Here is a 17,341-nt window from a genome sequence, read left to right on the forward strand (position 1 = left end):
TCCTCCCCTTGCGCGGGCGGGCCGGTCCATGGCGCCGGCCCGCCGACAACGCTATCCGAAGAGTAGGGTGCGCCTCCGTGAGGGTCAACCCGGCTGTTCCGTTTGTGTTCCGGTCGTCAGTTGCTGATCCGCTCCCGCTGATCCGGCATGGCCTTGAGCGTCGCCAGGATGTGCCCGCTGTCGGCGCCGGACCCGCACAGGCCGAGAGCGGTCTCGCCGAAGTCCACGAGGCTGTGGTGGCGCGGGGCGGGCGCCCGCTCCAGCGGCACCAGCCACGCCGCGTGCCCGCGCGCCGTCAGGGCGTCGAAATAGCCGCGCTGGGTGTGGAACGGGATGTTGGTCTCGCGCGGGTCGCCGATGACGAAGACGCGGCGTTCGGGATCGGGCGGGATGCGGTCGAGCGATGCGGTGGGGTCGAACCAGCCCTGCGGGCGGGCCAACAGCGACCGCAGCCCGCGCGCCTCCAGATAAGCGCGGTAGGCCGGCGCGCCGGAGGAGATCACCGCGCAGCGCAGATCGTGGCGGCGGGTGAGGAACTCCGCGGTCAGCGTGCCGCCGGCGCTGTGCCCGCCCAGCGCCCATGCCGTCACGCCGTAGCGGGCCTTCAGGACGTCGAGCAGGGCGTTCATCAGGGCCGCCTCGCGCGGCGTGTGGCGCGTCGTCCAGAAGCGGCCGGAACTGCCATAGGCGCCGGGCCGGGCGAGGAACAGGAAGGGGATGCCGAACCGTTCCGCCAGGGCGCGTTCCTGGTCGATCATGGCGGCGACGCCCAGCCCCTCCTGGTGACCGACGGAGGTCGGCTTGGTCCCCATGATGTCGCCGTGCATCCAGGCCGCGGCGATGGGGTTGGGGCCGGGGGCGGGTCGCAGGCCCGCCGCGTAGTAGCGCAGGCACTCCCCACGCCCGTCCACCTCGACCCAGGCGGCGGTCTCCTGCGCTTCCAGCGTGGCGCAGGCCTTGCGGGTGATGGTGACGCCCTCGCTCACCGCGGCGTTGGAGAAGCGTTCCGCGCTCGGCTGCGACTGGGCTCGCGCGCCGGTCGCCGTCGCCAGGAGAAGTCCGGCGAGGATGGCGAAGGCCGCGCCCCGGCGCATCAGGACGCGGTTTCGGCCACGTCGGCGGTGACCGGTTCCGCCGCCTTCGGCCGCACGGTCGCCGGGCCGCCCGCGGCGACGACCAGCCGGTCGGTGGCCGCCTCCAGCCGCTCTTCCAACTCCTGCATGGCCTTGGCGCGGCCCAGGCCCGGCGGGATGGGGGGCAGGAATTCCACCATGATGGTGCCGGGCCGCTTGATGAAGCTGTTGCGTGCCCAGTAGAGGCCGGCGTTCAGCGCCATCGGCACGATGGGGATTTTGAGATGGTCGTAGAGCACGCCGACGCCGATCCGGTAGGGTCGGTAGGCGCCGACGGCGACCCGTGTGCCCTGCGGGAAGATCACGATGGGCCGCCCCTCGTCCCGCACCGGGCGGGCGTTCCGGACCATCGAGGCGACGGCGCGGCCCTTGGCGCCGCGGTCGACGGCGATCATCCGGGATCTGGCGGCGTACCAGCCCCAGATGGGAATCCACAGAAGCTCCCGCTTCAGGATGATCGCCGGATCGTTGACGAGGAAGTGCAGCTTCATCGTCTCCCAGGCCGACTGGTGCTTGGCGGCCAGGAGGAAGGACCCGCTCTGGGGAACATGCTCCCGCCCGCGCACCTCGTAACGGATGCCGACGAGCGTGCGCTCCAACCACGAGACGGTGCCGAAATACCACGTGATCACGCGGATCATGCTGCGTCGCGGCAGCAGCAGCGACCACAGGATGCCGACGCAGATGACCGCCGTCCACACATAGAAGGCGACGTTGAAGGCGAGGGAACGCAGGAAGATCATGGCCGGGAACTTGTCAGGATTCGATCAGCTTCTCAAGCGCGTAGCGAAGCCGCGTCACAATGTATTTGTTGTATTCGGTCATCAGCAGGCTCGCCGTGCCCGGCCACAGCCACCAGTCGTTCAGATGCACGTTGGGGGAGGCGACGGGGTGGGGCACCACCTCGACCTCCGGGATCACCATGCGGAACTCCAGCAGGCTGCGCATCATGTGGTAATTGGCGGTGACCAGCCGCATCGAGCCGTAGCCCTGCGCGCGCAGCCAGTCCGCCGTCTCGTAGGCGTTGCCGACCGTGCTGTCCGCCGAATAGCCGAGCGTGATGCAGCATTCCATCTCGCCGGGGAACTGGCGGGAGCGCTTCAGCAACTCCTGCACCTCCAGCCCCTCATAGACGCCGGAGACGAACAGCCGGTGCGCCCGCCCGTCGGCCAGCAGTTCCAGCCCGGTGCTCAACCGGCCGCTGCCGCCGGTCAGCACGACGATGGCATCGGTGTTGCGGGTGGCCTCGGCGCTGCCGGGCGGCGGTGGGGTTCGGGGAATCGACGCGGCGAACCAGAACAGCCCGCCGAGCCACGCCAGCCCGCCCAGCATCGCCAGCAGCAGCAGCCGTCGCAAAGCCCGCAGGACGCGGGCGCGCCGCGTGTGGGCCATCGCTCAGCCTCCAGACGGGCGGGTCGGGCGGGCGGTCACGGCATCGACTCCAGCGTGCGCAGCACCGTCCAGCGCGCGGTCAGGGCGGCCAGCAGGCAGGCGGCCAGCGGCACGGCGGCCAGCGCGGCGACGGCCCACCAGGGCGAGGTGGCGAGGTCCGGCAGCAGGCTGGCGTGAAGCCCGGCGGCGGCGTGGCCGATCCCGCCCAGCGTGCCGGCGGCCAGCAGCAGCCCGGTCATCCCGCCGCGCAGGGTGAGGCCGATGACGTGCGATTCGAACTGCCGCGCCACATAGCGATCGGTGGCCCCCATCAGGTGCAGCAGTTCCACCACATGGCGGTGGATGGCGAGGCCGGAGCGCACGGCGAAGATCACCGCCATCACGCCCGCCCCGCCGATCAGCGCGACGATGCCCAGCGCCGCCAGATGCATCGCCCCGGCGAAGCGTCGCAGGTCGGCCAGCCACACGGCGTGGTCGTCCAGCGTGGCGCCGGGGGCGGCGGAGGTCAGGCGCGCGGACAGCGCCGCCGTGTCCACCGGCCCGTTGGTCATTACGTCGATCAGCCGCGGCATCGGCAGCAGCGGGTCGGCGGCCTCCTTGCCCAGCCAGGGTTCGAGCAGCCGGCCGACGTCGCCGCTGGACAGGACGCTGGCGGTCGAAATGCCCGGAGTCGAGCGCAGAACGGTCAGCGCGGCCTCCGTCCGCTCCTCCAGCGGGGCGGCCTGGGCGCTGTCGGGGAGCGGCATGATCTGCACCGTCAGTCCGCCGGCCAGACCACTGTCCCAGCGCCGGGTCATGTCGGAGACGAGCAGGGCTCCGGCCAGCGCCAGCGCCGCCAGATAGACCATCAGCGCGGTCAATCCCATGAGGAAGCGCGAGGTCGGGTCCTTCGCCAGCGGCAGGTCGGAGTTTCGGCGGGTCAGCGGCGGCAGGGCCATGGCGTGTCTCCTTCCCCCATCTTCAGGCCTCCATCTCAGGCCCAGCGCGAGGCGTGCGCCGGCAGGACGTGCAGGCGCCCGTTCTCCAGCATCAGGCGCGGGTGCTCGAAGCGGCGGATCAGCGCCTCGTTGTGGGAGGCGATGACCACGGTGGTGCCCAGCTTGTGAAGCTCCTCGAACAAATACAGAAGGCGCATGCCGATGCCGTCGTCCACGTTGCCGGTCGGCTCGTCCGCCAGCAGCAGGCGCGGGCGGTTGATGACCGCGCGGGCGATGGCGACGCGCTGCTGCTGCCCGCCCGACAGGGTGGAGGGCAGGGAGTTCAGATGGTTGCCCAAGCCCACCCAGCGCAGGATCTCCGTGCAGTGTTCCACCACGTCCGATTCGCGGGCACCGCCCATGCGCAGGGGCAGCGCCACGTTGTCGAGCGCCGAGAGATGGTCGAGCAGGGCGAAGTCCTGGAACACCACGCCGATCTGGCGGCGCAGCGCCGGCAGGTCGGCGCGCTTGACCCGCGCCATGTCCTTGCCGAACAGGGTGACCAGCCCGCGCGACGGGCGGAGCGCCAGATACATCAGCTTGAGCAGCGACGACTTGCCGGCCCCGCTCGCCCCCGTCATGAAATGGAACGAGCCGGGCGGCAGGGTGAAGCTGATGTCGCGCAGCACCTCCGGTCCGGTGCCATAGCGCAGTCCCACATTCTCGAAACGGATCACGGTCCCACCAAAGGCGCAACGGAAGGCCCCGGCGGCGTCCCGCCGGGTGCGCGGACGGACAATGCACCGGCAGGGGCCGGCGCGTCCACCGCTGTCCGTCCTGCGGCACCGATCATCCGGTTTGGGACGGCCGCGCGCGGCGCCCGTGCGTTCCTTGCTTCACACCTCATGACTACCTATAAGGACAGTCTGCAATTTCGGTGACAACGATCGGCATCTATGATCATCACCTGCCCGGCCTGCGACACACGGTACACTCTTGCCGATTCGGCGGTCGGTCCGCAGGGCCGGAAGGTGCGTTGCGCCCAATGCGGCCACATGTGGTGGCAGTCGCCGCAGGACGATTCCGTCCTCCATCCCGACGCGGTGACCGAGTTCCACCCGGTCCCGCCGCCATCCTCCAAGACGCCGTCCTCCAAGAAGAAGGAAACCGCCAAACCCCCGGCGGAACCCGGCGCGCGGCGCCGGGCGCTGGTCGGTTGGGGGGCCTTCATGGCGGTGCTGCTGGCCATCGCCGCCGCCGGTTACTTCGGCCGCGCCACCGTGGTGCGGTTGTGGCCTCCGGCCGCCCTGTTCTACGAGACGGTCGGCCTGCCGGTGGAGCCGCCGGGCACCGGCCTCCAGCTTCAGAACGTCCGCTCGGAACAGAAGGCCGAAGACGGCAAGACCGCTCTGCTGGTGGAGGGGCAGATTGTCAACACCTCCGAGACGCTGCGCACGGTGCCGACGCTGCGGGTCACCGCGCTGGGCGCCGACCGCCAGCCGTTGCGGAACTGGACCGTCGAGCCGGTGCCGCCGCAGATCCTTCCCGGTGAGATCGCCACCTTCCGCGATGTCCAGGCGGACGCCGCCGGGGTGCTGGAGGTCATGATCACCTTCGACGGCGGTCGCTGACCGCAGGCCCGTTATGGCGCGTAGCCCCGGATGATCAGGGAGACCGCGCCGTCGACGATCCGGGTCAACTGCTCCTCCGTCGGGCGCTCGGACAGGCACAGCATGAAACGCAGATGCGTGTGCGACTTGACGAGTCCGACGAACTGCTCCGCCGCCAGCAGCGGGTCGGGGATGCGCAGCTGGCCGCGGCGGTCGAGGTCCGTCATGAAGGCGCTGATGTGCTCCATGGTGCGGGCCGGGCCGGCCTCGTAGAAGGCGCTCGCCAGCTCGGGGAAGCGGTGCGCCTCGCCGACCACCACGCGGTAGCCGGCCAGCGCCTGCGGCGACAGGATCAGCGTGACGAAATGGCGGGCGATCAGGCGCAGCCCGTCGGCCATGTCGAGCGCGCGCGCCTCTTCGCAGACGGCGGCCATCGCCTGTCCCTTGCATTCGCGGGCGACCATGACGCGGAACAGCTCGTCCTTGCTGCCGAAATGGGCGTAGAGGGTCGCCTTGGACACGTTGGCCGTCTTGGCGATGGCGTCCATGCTGACGGCGCCGTAGCCATGGTCCAGGAACAGCTTTCCGGCGGCCTCCAGGATCTGCGCGGGCTTCGATCCTGCCTCCGGGGTGGGGGCGACCAGCGTGCTCATGCGTTCCTCGTGTCCTGAAACCGGATGTCCTGAAACCGGGTGTCCTGCCACCGACCTTGCGTCCTGTTCTACCACGGTGCCGGCGGTGCTTGCGGGGCTTCGTGCGCCGAGTCCCCGCTGCCGTAGCGCGTTCCGCATTCAACCACAATCCCAAACGTTAAAACTAGACCGTTCAGTTCACTCTTGACAACAGGTAGGGTCGCGATCATTTTTCCGCAAGACTAAACTGAACGGTTCAGTTCCGGCGCGGCGCCAAGCCGCTCCCCGCCGGGCAAAGAGCCGAAACGGGTGGGTTGGATCACGATGGTCAAGGCCGTGCGAAAGATCGTTCTGTCGGGTGTGGCGGTGGCGGCGCTGGCCGGTGGCGGCTACGCCGGCTGGGGCTGGTGGACCGAGGGTCGCTTTTTCGAGTCGACCGACAACGCCTATGTCCACAGCGACATCACGGTGGTGAGCCCCAAGGTCTCCGCCTATGTGCGCGACGTCCGGGTGGCGGAGAACCAGCAGGTGGCCGCGGGCGACGTCCTGGCGGTCCTGGACGACCAGGACTTCCGCGCCAAGGTCGCGGAGGCCGAGGCCAACGTCGCCGCGCAAAAGGCGGCGCTCGGCACCCTCGACAGCAAGCTGCAGCTCCAGAAGGCGATCATCGATCAGGCCGCCGCCTCGGTCGCCAGCGCGGAGGCCGAACAGCGCCGTGCCCAGCAGGATTTCGACCGCACCCGCGCGCTCGCCAGCGACAGTTGGGCCAGCCGCCAGAAGTTCGAGACGGCGGATGCCGATCTGCGCAAGGCGGTGGCCGAAACCGCCCGCACCCGCGCCGCGCTGGTCGCGGAACAGGATCAGGTCGGCGTGCTGAACGCCAACCGCAGCGAGACCGACGCCCGCCTGCGTCAGGCGGAGGCCGCCCTGCAGACCGCGCGCAACGATCTGAACAACACGGTCATCCGCGCCCCGGTGGACGGGGTGGTCGGCAACCGCGGCGTCCAGGTCGGCCAGTACGCGCGTCCGGGCGTGCAGCTTCTCTCGCTGGTGCCGTTGCCCGACGTCTATGTGGTCGCCAACTTCAAGGAGACGCAGCTCGCCCGCATGCGCCCCGGCCAGCCGGTGACGGTGGAGATCGACGCCTATCCGGGCAAGCCGCTGCATGGCCGGGTGGAGAGCTTCGCCCCGGCGTCGGGCTCGCAGTTCAGCCTGCTGCCGCCGGAGAACGCGACCGGCAACTTCACCAAGATCGTCCAGCGCGTGCCGGTGCGCATCGCCCTGCCGCGCGACAGCGCACTGTCCGGCCTGCTGCGCCCCGGCCTGTCGGTGGTCGCCGAGGTGGACACCCGTGGCGCCGAGGAGCAGCCGCACAGCGCGGGCACCGTCATGGGCGCGCTGGTTCCCGGCCGGACGGTCGCGTCGAAGTAACCGCGCCAACAACCGTTTTTCGTCCCAATCTCTTTCGTCCTGGAGAGGGCGACCATGACCGCCATCACCAACGACGACACGCCCACCGCCCGCGACGCCAATCCCCCGGCGGACGCGGGCGGCGAGGCCGCCGCGTCCCGGCTCCAAACTCCCCCGCCCCCCGCGGGCCGGGGCGCGGCGGCTCCTTCTTTCCCGCCCACGGCGGGACCGCGTCCGGTGACCACGCGCGACTGGCTGGGCTTCCTGTCCATGGTCGTCGGCATGTTCATGGCGATCCTGGACATCCAGATCGTCTCCAGCTCCCTGTCGGAGATCCAGGCGGGCCTCGCGGCCAGCGCCGACGAGATCTCGTGGGTCCAGACCTCCTACCTCATCGCCGAGGTGGTGATGATCCCGCTGTCCGGCATGCTGGCGCGGATTCTCTCCACCCGCGTGCTGTTCACCATCGCCGCCGCCGGCTTCACCCTGACCAGCGTCGCCTGCGCCTTCACCTCCAGCATCGAATCGATGATCGTGTGGCGGGCGCTCCAGGGTTTCATCGGCGGCGCGATGATCCCGACCGTCTTCGCCACCAGCTTCTCCCTGTTCCCGCCGGAAAAGCGGGCCGGGGTGTCGGTGATGATCGGTCTGGTCGCCACCATGGCGCCGACGCTCGGGCCGACTTTGGGCGGCTGGCTGACCCAGAGCTTCTCCTGGCACTGGCTGTTCCTGGCCAACGTGCTGCCGGGCATCGCCGTGACCTCGTTGGTCTGGACTCTGGTCGACGTGGACAAGCCCAACCCGGCGCTGCGCAAGGGCTTCGACTTCATCGGTCTGGGGCTGATGGCCGCCTTCCTCGGCAGCCTGGAGTTCGTTGTGGAGGAAGGGCCGCGCCAGGACTGGTTCCAGGACGAGTATGTGGCGATCTTCGCCGTGGTCGCCGCGGTGTCCGCCGTCGGCTTCTTCTGGCGGGTCCTGACCTACCGCAACCCGATCGTCGAGCTGCGCGCCTTCCTGGACCGCAACTTCGCCATCGGCTCGCTCTACAGCTTCATCATCGGCATCGGGCTCTACGGGGCGGTCTACCTGCAGCCGCTGTTCCTGGCGCGGGTGCGCGGGCTGAACAGCCTGCAGATCGGCACGATCATGTTCGTGACCGGCGCCTTCCAGTTCCTGTCCGCCCCCATCGCCGGCGTGCTGTCCAAGAAGATGGACCTGCGGGTGATGCTGGCGCTGGGGCTGTGCCTGTTCGGGACGGGCGTCTGGCTGAACGCCCACCTGACCAACCAGTCGGGCTTCTGGGAGCTGTTCCTGCCGCAGGCGGTGCGCGGCCTGTCGCTGATGCTGTGCTTCATCCCGGTGAACACCATCGCGCTCGGCACCCTGCCGCCGGAGCAGCTCAAGAACGCGTCCGGCCTCTACAACCTGATGCGCAACCTCGGCGGCGCCATCGGTCTGGCGGCGATCAACACGGTGCTGCTGGAGCGGGCCTCCCTGCACATGAACCGGCTGGGCGACAATCTGAACCTCGCCCGCCCGCTGGTGCAGGAAACGCTGGACGGGCTGGCCGCCAAGTTCGACGGGCTGGTCGCCGACCCGCAGGCCGCCGCCATGAAGACGCTGGCCCGGATGGTTGAGCGCGAGGCGATGGTGCTGACCTTCAACGACTGTTTGCTGCTGATGGCCGGGGTGTTCTTCGCCGGGCTCCTGCTGATGCCGCTGGTGCGGCGCCCCGGCGGCAAGCCGGTGGCGGCGGATCACTGATCCTTCGGCCCTCCACTCGTCGCGGCGGTGAAGCGTCCCGGTGACCGGCGCCCGTCTTCGTGCTATAGGGCAGGCCGTCGCGTCGAAGGGTCTTTCCACCGTCATGAGCAAGCGCCAATACACCCGCGCCGAAGTCAAGGAACTGCTGTCCGCGCTGGAACGCCAGTGCCGGGAGGCGTCGAAGCTCGCCCAACTGGCCGAGCATGAGGCGAGCAAGCACAGCTTCGGCGCCTACCGCGAGTTCCGCGACAAGGTGGGCGAGTTCCAGGCGCTGGTGATCCTGATCGAGCAGCGGCTGCGCAACCTTGTGGACACCCGGTCCGACGACCTGCGCGACCAGTTCGAGCGGCTGGACACGGTGATGCTGGCCCTTCTCGTGCGGGCGAGCATGCGCTTCTTCTTCGTGCTGTCGGCAAACCCGATCCTGCCGATGGGCGCCCGCGAGATCTTCGTGGCGGAGCTCCGCAGCCTGCACGACGCCCACGAGAAGCTGAAGCGTCCCAACTACGCCGGCAAGCTCGGCGCGGACCTGGAGCGCGATCTGGAGACCGCCTCCCTGATCCTGGAGGAGATCATCGACAAGGCGCCGAGCCTGCTCAATTTCCGCGGGGGGTGACCGCGCCGGCGATCAGCGCTGGATCAGCGCGCTTTCCTTTCCGGACAGCACGAACACCTTGGCGTAGCTCTTGAGAAGCGCGTCGATCAGGGCGTTGACCTTCGGGCTGGACATGGCGCGCGGCTTGGCCGGATCGACATGGAGGACGCAGCTGTCCTTCACGTCGTTGAAGGCGGCCAGGGCGTGGATGCGGTCGGGCCGGAACTCATCCGGAAAATTCTCGTCCATCAGCCAGAAGCACTGGAAGTTCCGGCAGGATTGCGGACGCTCCTCATAGACGGTGCAGCCCTTGCCCTGGTCGCAGGACACGCACCATTTGGCCGAGGGCTTCTTCAGTTCGGGCACGCCCATCAGCTTGCAGCACAGCGTGCATTCTCCGCAGTTGCGGTCGGCCATAACGCGAAATCCTGATCTGTCCCGGTGAAAGAGCGCGGACACTCGCACAAAGAACGGTGCCGGGGAAAGTGTCCGTTGGATGGGGCCGGGGCCGGGATAAGGGGATGCGGAGGCTTACGCCAGGCTGGGAAGGACCAGCGGTTCCTCCGCCTCGCGGAGCAGCAGCGCCTCGATGGCGTCGGCGGGGGCCGGGCGGGCGTAGAGGTAGCCCTGCGCGTACTTGCACATGATGTCGCGCAGGAACTCCGACTCCAATTCGGTCTCCACCCCTTCGGCGACCGCCTCCATGCCCAGGATGGCGGCCAGCGTGGCGATCACTTGCACGATGGCCGCGTTGCCCTCGCCCGACGAGATGGCCTGGACGAAGCTGCGGTCGATCTTCAGCGTGTCCGCCGGGAACTTGTGCAGGTAGGACAGCGACGAATAGCCGGTGCCGAAATCGTCGATGGACAGGCGCACGTCCATGTCGCGGATGCCCTGCATCAGCACCCGGCACTTGGCGGGGTCCTTCATCAGCAGGCTTTCCGTGATCTCCAGCTTCAGGCTGGACGGCGGGACCCGGCTTTCCTGGAGAACTTCGCTGACCAGCCCGATCAGGTCGTCGTCGCTGAACTGGCGGGAGGAGACGTTCACGCTCATGAACAACGGAGCAGGGCGGGGGAAGCGTGCCTGCCACTGGCCGAGCTGGCGCGCCGCCTCGCGCAACGCCCAGCGGCCCATCGGCACGATCAGCCCCGATTCCTCGGCCAGCGGGATGAATTCGCCCGGCGGGACCAGCCCGCGCTCCGGATGCTTCCAGCGCATCAGCGCCTCGAACCCGGCGATGTGGCCCGAGGACAGGGCGACGATCGGCTGGTAGTAGAGGACGAGCTGGTTCTGCTCCAGCGCCGTGCGCAGGTCGGTTTCCGTGCGCATCTGGGCCATGGCCTGACGGCGCAGATTGCTGTCGAACACGTCGATGCGCGCCCGTCCGCCCGACTTGGCGCGGTACATGGCGAGGCTGGCGTCGCGCAGCATCTCCTCCGCCCGGTCGTAGCCGGAAACGCTGAGCGCGATGCCGATGGAGGCGGACAGGACGAATTCGTGCCCATCCAGCGCCAAGGGCCGCGCGACGGCCTCGCCCATGCGCTCCGCCGCCGTCAGGGCGTCGCCCACGTCGTCGATGCCGTCCAGCAGCACGGCGAACTCGTCCGCCGACAAGCGGGCCAGCGTGTCGCCCATGCGGCGGGTCTCGTCCAGCCGCTCGGCGATGGTTTTCAACAGCCGGTCGCCGACGCTGGACCCCAGCGCGTCGTTGATCGACTTGAAGCGGTCGAGATCGACGAAGATGACGGCGAAGGCCTTGCCGCCGGCCCGCCGGTTGCGGTCGAGCGCCTGCCCGATGCGGTCCAGCAGCAGGGTGCGGTTGGGCAGCCCGGTCATGCCGTCGTGGAAGGCGTCGAACAGGAGTTGCTGTTCCGCCCTCTTCTGGGCGGTGATGTCGGTCATCGAGCCGGCGATCCGCACCGACCGGCCCGACCCGTCGCGAACGGCGAGGCCGCGGACCAGCATCCACAGCTCGTCCCCGTCGGCGGCGCGGATGCGGAAGACGTGCTGGAGATTTTCCCGCTCGCCGGACAGGTGGAGGTCGACGGCGGTGCGCAGCCCGGCCAGATCGTCGGGATGCACGCGGTCGAACCATTCGCCGATGCGGTTGGACAGGCTGTCCACGGCGAAACCCAGCATGGCCGCCCAGCGCGGCGAGTAGTAGACCTCGTCGTTGTCCAGCCGCCAGTCCCACAGCCCGTCGTTGGCGCCGGCGGCGGCCAGCGCGTAGCGCTCCTCGCTCTGCAGCAGGCGTTGCTCGGCGGACTTGCGGTCGGTAACGTCGGCCTGGCTGCCGACCAACCGGACCGGGCGGCCCTGGGCGTCCAGCACGGCGATGCCGCGGCAGGCCATCCAGCGGATGCCGCCATCGGCGTGGTGCACGCGGTATTCGATCTGAAACACGGTGTTGGCGCCGCCCAGGGCGTCGAGCGCCTCGCGCAGGGAACGGCGGTCCTCGGGATGGACGCGCTCCATCCATTCGTCCGGGCTGCTGCCGACGCTGCCTTCCTCCAGCCCGAGGAGCGACAGCCAGCGCGGCGAGTAATAGGCGGTCCCGGCGTCGAGATCCCAGTCCCACAAACCGTCATTGCTGGCCGCGGCGGCGAGCGCGTAGCGTTCCTCGCTCTTGCGCAACTGGCGTTCGGCGTGCTTGCGGTCGGTGATGTCGGCGACCGACCCGACGAGACGGACCGGGTCACCCGATTCGTCGGTCACCGCCATGCCGCGGCAGACCAACCAACGCCAATGGGCGTCGCTGTCGCCCGGAGATGCGCCGACTCCGATGCGACGAACGCGGTGCTCGATCTGGAAAGGCAGCGAGACGCCAACCATCTGGCCTTCGAAGGAGGCGTAGAGCCAGTCGATGTCGTCCAGGTGGACGCGGTCGAGCCAATCTTCCGGGCGATTGATCTCGCCCGGCGGCAGGCCGAGAAACTCCTTGAAGCGGGGAGACAGGAACATCGTATCGTTGCGAAGGTCCCAATCCCAGACGCCCTCGGAGCCGGCTTTCTCGGCCAGCAGATATCGCTCGATCGTGCTGTTCAAAGCCCCCTCACCGCTGCGGTGCGCCCGCATTCTGTCACTCGCAACATAGTGCCCGAATGGTGAATGAGAAATGAAGCCCTGTTGCGAAGGATTTGCGCCATGCTGGCGGAAAAATTGACCGATCCCGCGTCGCGGGCGCCCCGTGGCCGGCCCGGGTACCGCAGGCGAGTCGGCCGCGGTTCGTCAACGTAAGGAAGCAGGCCTATGGAATGGTCCGATCAGGGGGTTGTGCTGTCGGCGCGGCCGCATGGCGAGACCTCGGCGGTCGTCACCTTGCTGACGCGGGATCATGGGCGGCATGCGGGCATGGTCATGGGCGGGCGGTCCAGCCGGACGCGGGCGGCGCTGGAGCCGGGCACGCTGGTGTCGGCGCGCTGGCGCGGGCGCCTGCCGGAGCATCTGGGCAACCTGACGCTGGAGGTGGTGCAAGGCTATTCCGCCGCTTTCCTGGACGACCCGCCGCGACTCGCGGCATTGACCGCCGCCTGCGCGCTGGCCGAAGCCGCTCTTCCGGAACACCAGCCGCACCCGGCGCTGTTCGACGGGTTGTTGGCGCTGTTCGGCCTGCTGGCCGGCGACGCCTGGGCCGAGTCCTATGTGCGGTGGGAGGTCGGGCTGCTGGCGGAGCTCGGATTCGGGCTGGATCTCGACCGCTGCGCGGTCACCGGGGCGAACGACTACCTCGCCTATGTCAGCCCGCGCACTGGGCGCGCGGTGTCGGCGTCGGCCGGGGAACCCTACCGCGACCGGTTGCTGCCGCTGCCCGGATTCCTGATCGGGCTGGGCGGCGGCGGACCGCAGGCGGTCGGGGAGGGGCTGCGCCTGACCGGCCATTTCCTGGAGCGTCATCTGCTGAACGGCCCGCTGCCGCCCGCGCGGCTGCGATTAAGAGAACGTTACGAGAACATTGTGGCGCGTGGCCGCTAGATTTGGTATTCACGCGCCATGACGTCCCGAGACCCTGCCCAAGACCCCGTCCTCGACATCCAGGAGAAGCCGCTCCGCGACGCGCTGAGCGAGCGGTACCTGAGCTACGCGCTGTCCACCATCATGGCGCGGTCGCTGCCCGACGTGCGCGATGGGCTGAAGCCGGTGCACCGGCGGCTGCTCTACGCCATGAGCCAGCTGCGGCTCGACCCCTCGACGCCGCCGAAGAAGTCGGCCCGCGTGGTCGGCGACGTGATCGGCAAGTTCCACCCGCACGGCGACACCTCGGTCTACGATGCGCTGGTTCGTCTGGCGCAGGACTTCGCGGTGCGCTACCCGCTGGTGGACGGCCAGGGGAACTTTGGCAACATCGACGGCGACAACGCCGCGGCCATGCGTTACACCGAGGCGCGCCTGACCGACGTCGCCAAGGCCCTGCTGGAAGGCATCGACGAGGACGCGGTCGACTTCCGCCCGACCTACGACGGCGATGGGGACGAGCCGGCGGTCCTGCCCGCCAACTTCCCCAACCTTCTGGCCAACGGCTCCAGCGGCATCGCGGTCGGCATGGCGACCAACATCCCGCCGCACAACGCCGCGCAGCTCTGCTCCGCCCTGCGGCTGATCGTGAAGTACAGGCAGCGCTGCGAGAAGGCACTCCTGGCCGACAAGGCAGCGCCGCCCCCTCCGTCGATCGAGGATCTGGTCACCCTGATCTCCGGTCCCGACTTCCCGACCGGCGGCGTGCTGGTGGAGCCGCGGGCGAACGTGGTGGAGGCATACCGGACCGGGCGCGGCTCCTTCCGCCTGCGCGCCAAGTGGGAAGTGGAAAAGCTGGGGCAGGGCACCTGGCAGGTCGTCGTCACCGAGATGCCTTATCAGGTGCAGAAGGCCCGGCTGGTCGAGAAGATCGCCGAGCTTCTGACCAACCGCAAGCTGCTGCTGCTGGAGGACGTGCGCGACGAGTCGGCGGAGGATGTGCGTCTCGTCCTGGTGCCGAAGAGCCGCAACGTCGACCCTGAGGTCCTGATGGCCTCGCTGTTCCAGACGACCGATCTGGAAATCCGCTTCGCCATGAATATGAACGTGCTGGGCAAGGACAACGCCCCGCGCGTCATGAACCTGTTCGAGGTGCTGGACGCCTTCCTCGACCATCGGATGGAGGTTCTGGAGCGCCGCTCCCGGCATCGGCTGGCCAAGATCGACCACCGGCTGGAGGTTCTGGGCGGCTACCTGATCGCCTATCTGAATCTGGACGAGGTGATCCGCATCATCCGCGAGGAGGACGAGCCGAAGCAGGAGCTGATGCGCGCCTTCTCCCTGACCGAGGTGCAGGCCGAGGCCATCCTCAACATGCGGCTGCGCAACCTGCGCAAGCTGGAGGAGATGGAGATCCAGCGCGAGAACGACGCGCTGAGTGCCGAGAAGGCCGGGCTGACGGAGCTTCTCTCCGACACGGTCCTGCGCTGGGAACGGATCGGCAAGGAGACGGAGGACACGCGCAAGCGCTTCGGCGAGGACCGTCGGACCCAGGTGGCCGGCGCGACGGCGATCATCGACATCCCCGTCGACGCCATGGTGGAGCGCGAGCCGCTGACCGTCCTGTGCTCTCAGAAGGGCTGGATTCGCGCGGTGCGCGGCCACCTGACCGACGCCGAGCGCCTCGACGTGAAGTACAAGGAGGGCGACAAGGAAGGCTTCTCGGTCCATTGCGAGACCACCGACAAGCTCCTCGTCTTCGGCACCAATGGCAAATTCTACACGCTGACCGCCGACAAGCTGCCGCGCGGGCGCGGCTTCGGCGAACCGGTGCGGCTGATGATCGACCTCGGCAACGAGGCGGACATCATCACCCTGTTCAAGCACCAGCCCGATCGTCGCTTGCTGGTCGCGTCGGAGGACGGGCGCGGCTTCCAGGTCGAGGAGAACGAGGTCGTCGCCCAGACCCGTTCCGGCAAGCAGGTCCTCAACCCCGACGACAACAAGGACGCCAAGATCTGCATCCCGGCGGAGGGCGACCATGTCGCCGTCATCGGCAACAACCGCCTGCTGCTGGTCTTCCCGCTGGAGCAGGTGCCGGTGATGGCCCGTGGCAAGGGTGTGCAGCTTCAGAAGTACAAGGACGGCAGCCTGTCCGATCTCAAGGTCTTCACCATCGCCGAGGGACTGAGCTGGAAGCACGGCGAGCGGCAGTTCAACGTCACCAACCTGACCGGCTGGCTGGGCAACCGCGCCGGCGTGGGCAAGATGCCGCCCAACGGCTTCCCGAAGGTCAACCGCTTTACGTGATACGGCGCTTCATCTGACCTGTATTACCTAACGTTGCACGCAAACGGGGGGCTTTAGGCTCCCCGTTTCACTTTTGGCGGAATTTCCGACGGAAAGTTCCCGAATTGGTAGGGTTGAGCCATGCTTGGACTTGAAGTCTGCCCCGCGATTCCGGCATAGTCATTGTATCAAAAGGAACTCGGTGCCGTCGGCCGAAGCGGTGCCCCAAACGGGGACATCAGGGCTGAAGGAACACCGGGCATAGGGGAGGCACGCGCATGGTCACCACAGATCCGTGTGAAGGCACAGCGGTGGCACGGGGTCCCATCGGCTCCGGCAGTCCCGGTCCGTGACCCGCACGGTGACGTCGATCCGGCGTTGCCAGAAGACTTCCAACAAACAACAGCCTTTCGGTTCGCACGCCGCGCTCCCTTTCCGGGGGCCGGAACGGCGGCGTGCACCCGCGCCGGGACGAGAGGACCCAAGGAGACCGCCATGAAACGCCGTACCTTCATCACCAGCGCCGGTGTCGGTGTCGCCGCCAGCGCATTGGCCGCCCCCGCCATCGCCCAGAGCAACCCCGAGATCAAGTGGCGCTGCGCCTCGAGCTTTCCCAAGAGCCTGGACACCATCTACGGCGGGGCCGAGCGGGTGGCCAAGCGCGTCGCCGAGATGACCGAGGGCAAGTTCCAGATCCGCACCTTCGCCAGCGGCGAGATCGTTCCCGGCCTGCAGGTGCTGGATGCCGTGAAGGACGGCACCGTGGAGTGCGGCCACACCGTCTCCTACTACTATGTCGGCAAGGACCCGACCTTCGCCTTCGACGCGGCGATGCCCTTCGGCCTGAACGCGCGCCAGCAGAACGCCTGGATGACCCACGGCGGCGGCATGGAGCTGATGCGCGAATTCTTCAAGGGTTACAACATCATCCAGTTTGCGGCGGGCAACACCGGCACCCAGATGGGCGGCTGGTTCCGCAACGAGTTGAAGAGCGCCGAGGACCTGAAGGGCCTGAAGTTCCGCATCGGCGGCTACGCCGGTACGATCCTGCAACGCCTGGGCGTCGTGCCGCAGCAGATCGCCGGCGGCGACATCTACCCGGCGCTGGAGAAGGGCACGATCGACGCGGCGGAGTGGGTCGGCCCCTACGACGACGAGAAGCTCGGCTTCAACAAGGTCGCCAAATACTACTATTACCCCGGCTGGTGGGAAGGCGGCCCGCAGGTGTCCTTCCTGGTCAGCCTGCCGCAGTGGGAGCAGCTTCCCAAGCATTATCAGGCGGTTCTGGAAGCGGCCTGCGCCGACGCGACCGCCGACATGGTGGGCAAGTACGACGTGGTGAACATGCACGCGCTGAAGCGTCTGGTCGGCGCCGGCACCGTGCTGAAGCCCTACCCGCGCGACATCCTGCAGGCCTGCTATCAGGCAACCTTCGACGTCTATGAGGAGGAGGCCGCGAAGAACGAGAAGTTCCGCAAGGTCTACGAACAGTGGCGCAAGTTCCGTGACGAGGAGTATCTGTGGTTCCGCGTCGCCGAGAACACCTTCGACAACTTCGTCTATTCGGCCCCGACCCCGAAAAAGAAGTCCTAACAAAGCCCGACACGAAAAAGCCCCGCGGAAGCGGGGCTTTTTTGTTGCCGAT

The 17,341-nt window shown here is 68.3% G+C and carries 15 protein-coding genes and 1 pseudogene; 8 read left to right on the forward strand and 8 right to left on the reverse strand.

Annotated elements, in window-relative coordinates; all coding sequences use genetic code 11:
• Positions 1 to 116: 116 nt before the first annotated feature.
• From DS837_RS12995 to ftsE, 5 genes are read right to left on the reverse strand one after another with little or no spacing between them, the layout of a single operon-like run.
• Positions 117 to 1,094 (reverse strand): alpha/beta hydrolase family protein, encoded by a 978-nt coding sequence (locus tag DS837_RS12995; protein ID WP_211102208.1) that lies wholly within the window; start codon positions 1,092 to 1,094, stop codon positions 117 to 119.
• The gene (locus DS837_RS13000; protein ID WP_149165144.1) at positions 1,094 to 1,876 is read right to left on the reverse strand and encodes a lysophospholipid acyltransferase family protein; all 783 of its coding nucleotides are present in this window, start codon (positions 1,874 to 1,876) and stop codon (positions 1,094 to 1,096) included. The genes DS837_RS12995 and DS837_RS13000 overlap by 1 nt, the downstream gene beginning before the upstream one ends.
• Positions 1,877 to 1,889: 13 nt before the next feature.
• Positions 1,890 to 2,525: a YdcF family protein gene (locus DS837_RS13005; RefSeq protein WP_149165145.1), complete on the reverse strand. Its 636-nt coding sequence runs from the start codon at positions 2,523 to 2,525 to the stop codon at positions 1,890 to 1,892.
• A gap of 35 nt (positions 2,526 to 2,560) precedes the next feature.
• On the reverse strand, positions 2,561 to 3,463 hold the full coding sequence (locus DS837_RS13010) for a cell division protein FtsX (RefSeq protein WP_149165146.1): 903 nt from the start codon (positions 3,461 to 3,463) through the stop codon (positions 2,561 to 2,563).
• 35 nt (positions 3,464 to 3,498) lie between these two features.
• A complete protein-coding gene (gene ftsE, locus DS837_RS13015; RefSeq protein ID WP_109070314.1) occupies positions 3,499 to 4,179 on the reverse strand; it encodes a cell division ATP-binding protein FtsE in 681 nt (226 codons plus the stop codon).
• Between the two features lie 219 nt (positions 4,180 to 4,398).
• Here ftsE and DS837_RS33320 point away from each other — a divergent pair.
• A pseudogene (locus DS837_RS33320) lies at positions 4,399 to 4,491 on the forward strand (zinc-ribbon domain-containing protein); the annotation flags it as partial.
• Positions 4,492 to 4,497: 6 nt separating this feature from the next.
• Positions 4,498 to 5,073: a zinc-ribbon domain-containing protein gene (locus DS837_RS13020; RefSeq protein ID WP_425599251.1), complete on the forward strand. Its 576-nt coding sequence runs from the start codon at positions 4,498 to 4,500 to the stop codon at positions 5,071 to 5,073.
• Positions 5,074 to 5,084: 11 nt separating this feature from the next.
• Here DS837_RS13020 and DS837_RS13025 read toward each other — a convergent pair whose 3' ends face one another.
• Positions 5,085 to 5,705 (reverse strand): TetR/AcrR family transcriptional regulator, encoded by a 621-nt coding sequence (locus DS837_RS13025; RefSeq protein WP_149165148.1) that lies wholly within the window; start codon positions 5,703 to 5,705, stop codon positions 5,085 to 5,087.
• 303 nt (positions 5,706 to 6,008) lie between these two features.
• On the opposite strand from DS837_RS13025, the gene DS837_RS13030 reads away from it, so the two are divergent.
• From DS837_RS13030 to DS837_RS13040, 3 genes are all read left to right on the forward strand, one after another.
• The gene (locus DS837_RS13030; RefSeq protein ID WP_149165326.1) at positions 6,009 to 7,115 is read left to right on the forward strand and encodes an HlyD family secretion protein; all 1,107 of its coding nucleotides are present in this window, start codon (positions 6,009 to 6,011) and stop codon (positions 7,113 to 7,115) included.
• A 54-nt stretch (positions 7,116 to 7,169) separates the two neighbouring features.
• Positions 7,170 to 8,858, forward strand: coding sequence for a DHA2 family efflux MFS transporter permease subunit (locus tag DS837_RS13035; RefSeq protein WP_149165149.1), 1,689 nt, complete (start codon positions 7,170 to 7,172; stop codon positions 8,856 to 8,858).
• 103 nt (positions 8,859 to 8,961) lie between these two features.
• The gene (locus tag DS837_RS13040; protein WP_109070310.1) at positions 8,962 to 9,474 is read left to right on the forward strand and encodes a hypothetical protein; all 513 of its coding nucleotides are present in this window, start codon (positions 8,962 to 8,964) and stop codon (positions 9,472 to 9,474) included.
• Between the two features lie 12 nt (positions 9,475 to 9,486).
• On the opposite strand, the gene DS837_RS13045 is transcribed toward DS837_RS13040, so the two are convergent.
• Positions 9,487 to 9,870 carry a hypothetical protein gene (locus DS837_RS13045; RefSeq protein ID WP_014198290.1) on the reverse strand — a complete coding sequence of 128 codons (384 nt, stop codon included), beginning with the start codon at positions 9,868 to 9,870 and terminating at the stop codon, positions 9,487 to 9,489.
• A 114-nt stretch (positions 9,871 to 9,984) separates the two neighbouring features.
• Positions 9,985 to 12,501 carry a sensor domain-containing protein gene (locus DS837_RS13050; protein WP_149165150.1) on the reverse strand — a complete coding sequence of 839 codons (2,517 nt, stop codon included), beginning with the start codon at positions 12,499 to 12,501 and terminating at the stop codon, positions 9,985 to 9,987.
• A gap of 204 nt (positions 12,502 to 12,705) precedes the next feature.
• On the opposite strand from DS837_RS13050, the gene recO reads away from it, so the two are divergent.
• From recO to DS837_RS13065, 3 genes are all read left to right on the forward strand, one after another.
• Positions 12,706 to 13,428: a DNA repair protein RecO gene (gene recO / locus DS837_RS13055; protein ID WP_149165151.1), complete on the forward strand. Its 723-nt coding sequence runs from the start codon at positions 12,706 to 12,708 to the stop codon at positions 13,426 to 13,428.
• A gap of 18 nt (positions 13,429 to 13,446) precedes the next feature.
• Positions 13,447 to 15,717, forward strand: a complete 2,271-nt coding sequence (gene parC, locus DS837_RS13060; RefSeq protein ID WP_149165152.1) for a DNA topoisomerase IV subunit A — start codon at positions 13,447 to 13,449, stop codon at positions 15,715 to 15,717.
• 474 nt (positions 15,718 to 16,191) lie between these two features.
• Positions 16,192 to 17,289, forward strand: coding sequence for a TRAP transporter substrate-binding protein (locus tag DS837_RS13065; RefSeq protein ID WP_149165153.1), 1,098 nt, complete (start codon positions 16,192 to 16,194; stop codon positions 17,287 to 17,289).
• Positions 17,290 to 17,341: the final 52 nt, after the last annotated feature.

The organism is Azospirillum brasilense (assembly GCF_008365405.1).
GTDB classification, from domain to species: domain Bacteria; phylum Pseudomonadota; class Alphaproteobacteria; order Azospirillales; family Azospirillaceae; genus Azospirillum; species Azospirillum brasilense_D.

Bases quoted from the DNA above. Each gene is read 5' to 3' on its own strand.
- DS837_RS12995 (WP_211102208.1), bottom strand. From the start codon at position 1,094: ATGCGCCGGGGCGCGGCCTTCGCCATCCTCGCCGGACTTCTCCTGGCG.
- DS837_RS13000 (WP_149165144.1), bottom strand. From the start codon at position 1,876: ATGATCTTCCTGCGTTCCCTCGCCTTCAACGTCGCCTTCTATGTGTGG.
- DS837_RS13005 (WP_149165145.1), bottom strand. From the start codon at position 2,525: ATGGCCCACACGCGGCGCGCCCGCGTCCTGCGGGCTTTGCGACGGCTG.
- DS837_RS13010 (WP_149165146.1), bottom strand. From the start codon at position 3,463: ATGGCCCTGCCGCCGCTGACCCGCCGAAACTCCGACCTGCCGCTGGCG.
- DS837_RS13020 (WP_425599251.1), top strand. From the start codon at position 4,498: ATGTGGTGGCAGTCGCCGCAGGACGATTCCGTCCTCCATCCCGACGCG.
- DS837_RS13025 (WP_149165148.1), bottom strand. From the start codon at position 5,705: ATGAGCACGCTGGTCGCCCCCACCCCGGAGGCAGGATCGAAGCCCGCG.
- DS837_RS13030 (WP_149165326.1), top strand. From the start codon at position 6,009: ATGGTCAAGGCCGTGCGAAAGATCGTTCTGTCGGGTGTGGCGGTGGCG.
- DS837_RS13035 (WP_149165149.1), top strand. From the start codon at position 7,170: ATGACCGCCATCACCAACGACGACACGCCCACCGCCCGCGACGCCAAT.
- DS837_RS13040 (WP_109070310.1), top strand. From the start codon at position 8,962: ATGAGCAAGCGCCAATACACCCGCGCCGAAGTCAAGGAACTGCTGTCC.
- DS837_RS13045 (WP_014198290.1), bottom strand. From the start codon at position 9,870: ATGGCCGACCGCAACTGCGGAGAATGCACGCTGTGCTGCAAGCTGATG.
- recO (WP_149165151.1), top strand. From the start codon at position 12,706: ATGGAATGGTCCGATCAGGGGGTTGTGCTGTCGGCGCGGCCGCATGGC.
- parC (WP_149165152.1), top strand. From the start codon at position 13,447: ATGACGTCCCGAGACCCTGCCCAAGACCCCGTCCTCGACATCCAGGAG.
- DS837_RS13065 (WP_149165153.1), top strand. From the start codon at position 16,192: ATGAAACGCCGTACCTTCATCACCAGCGCCGGTGTCGGTGTCGCCGCC.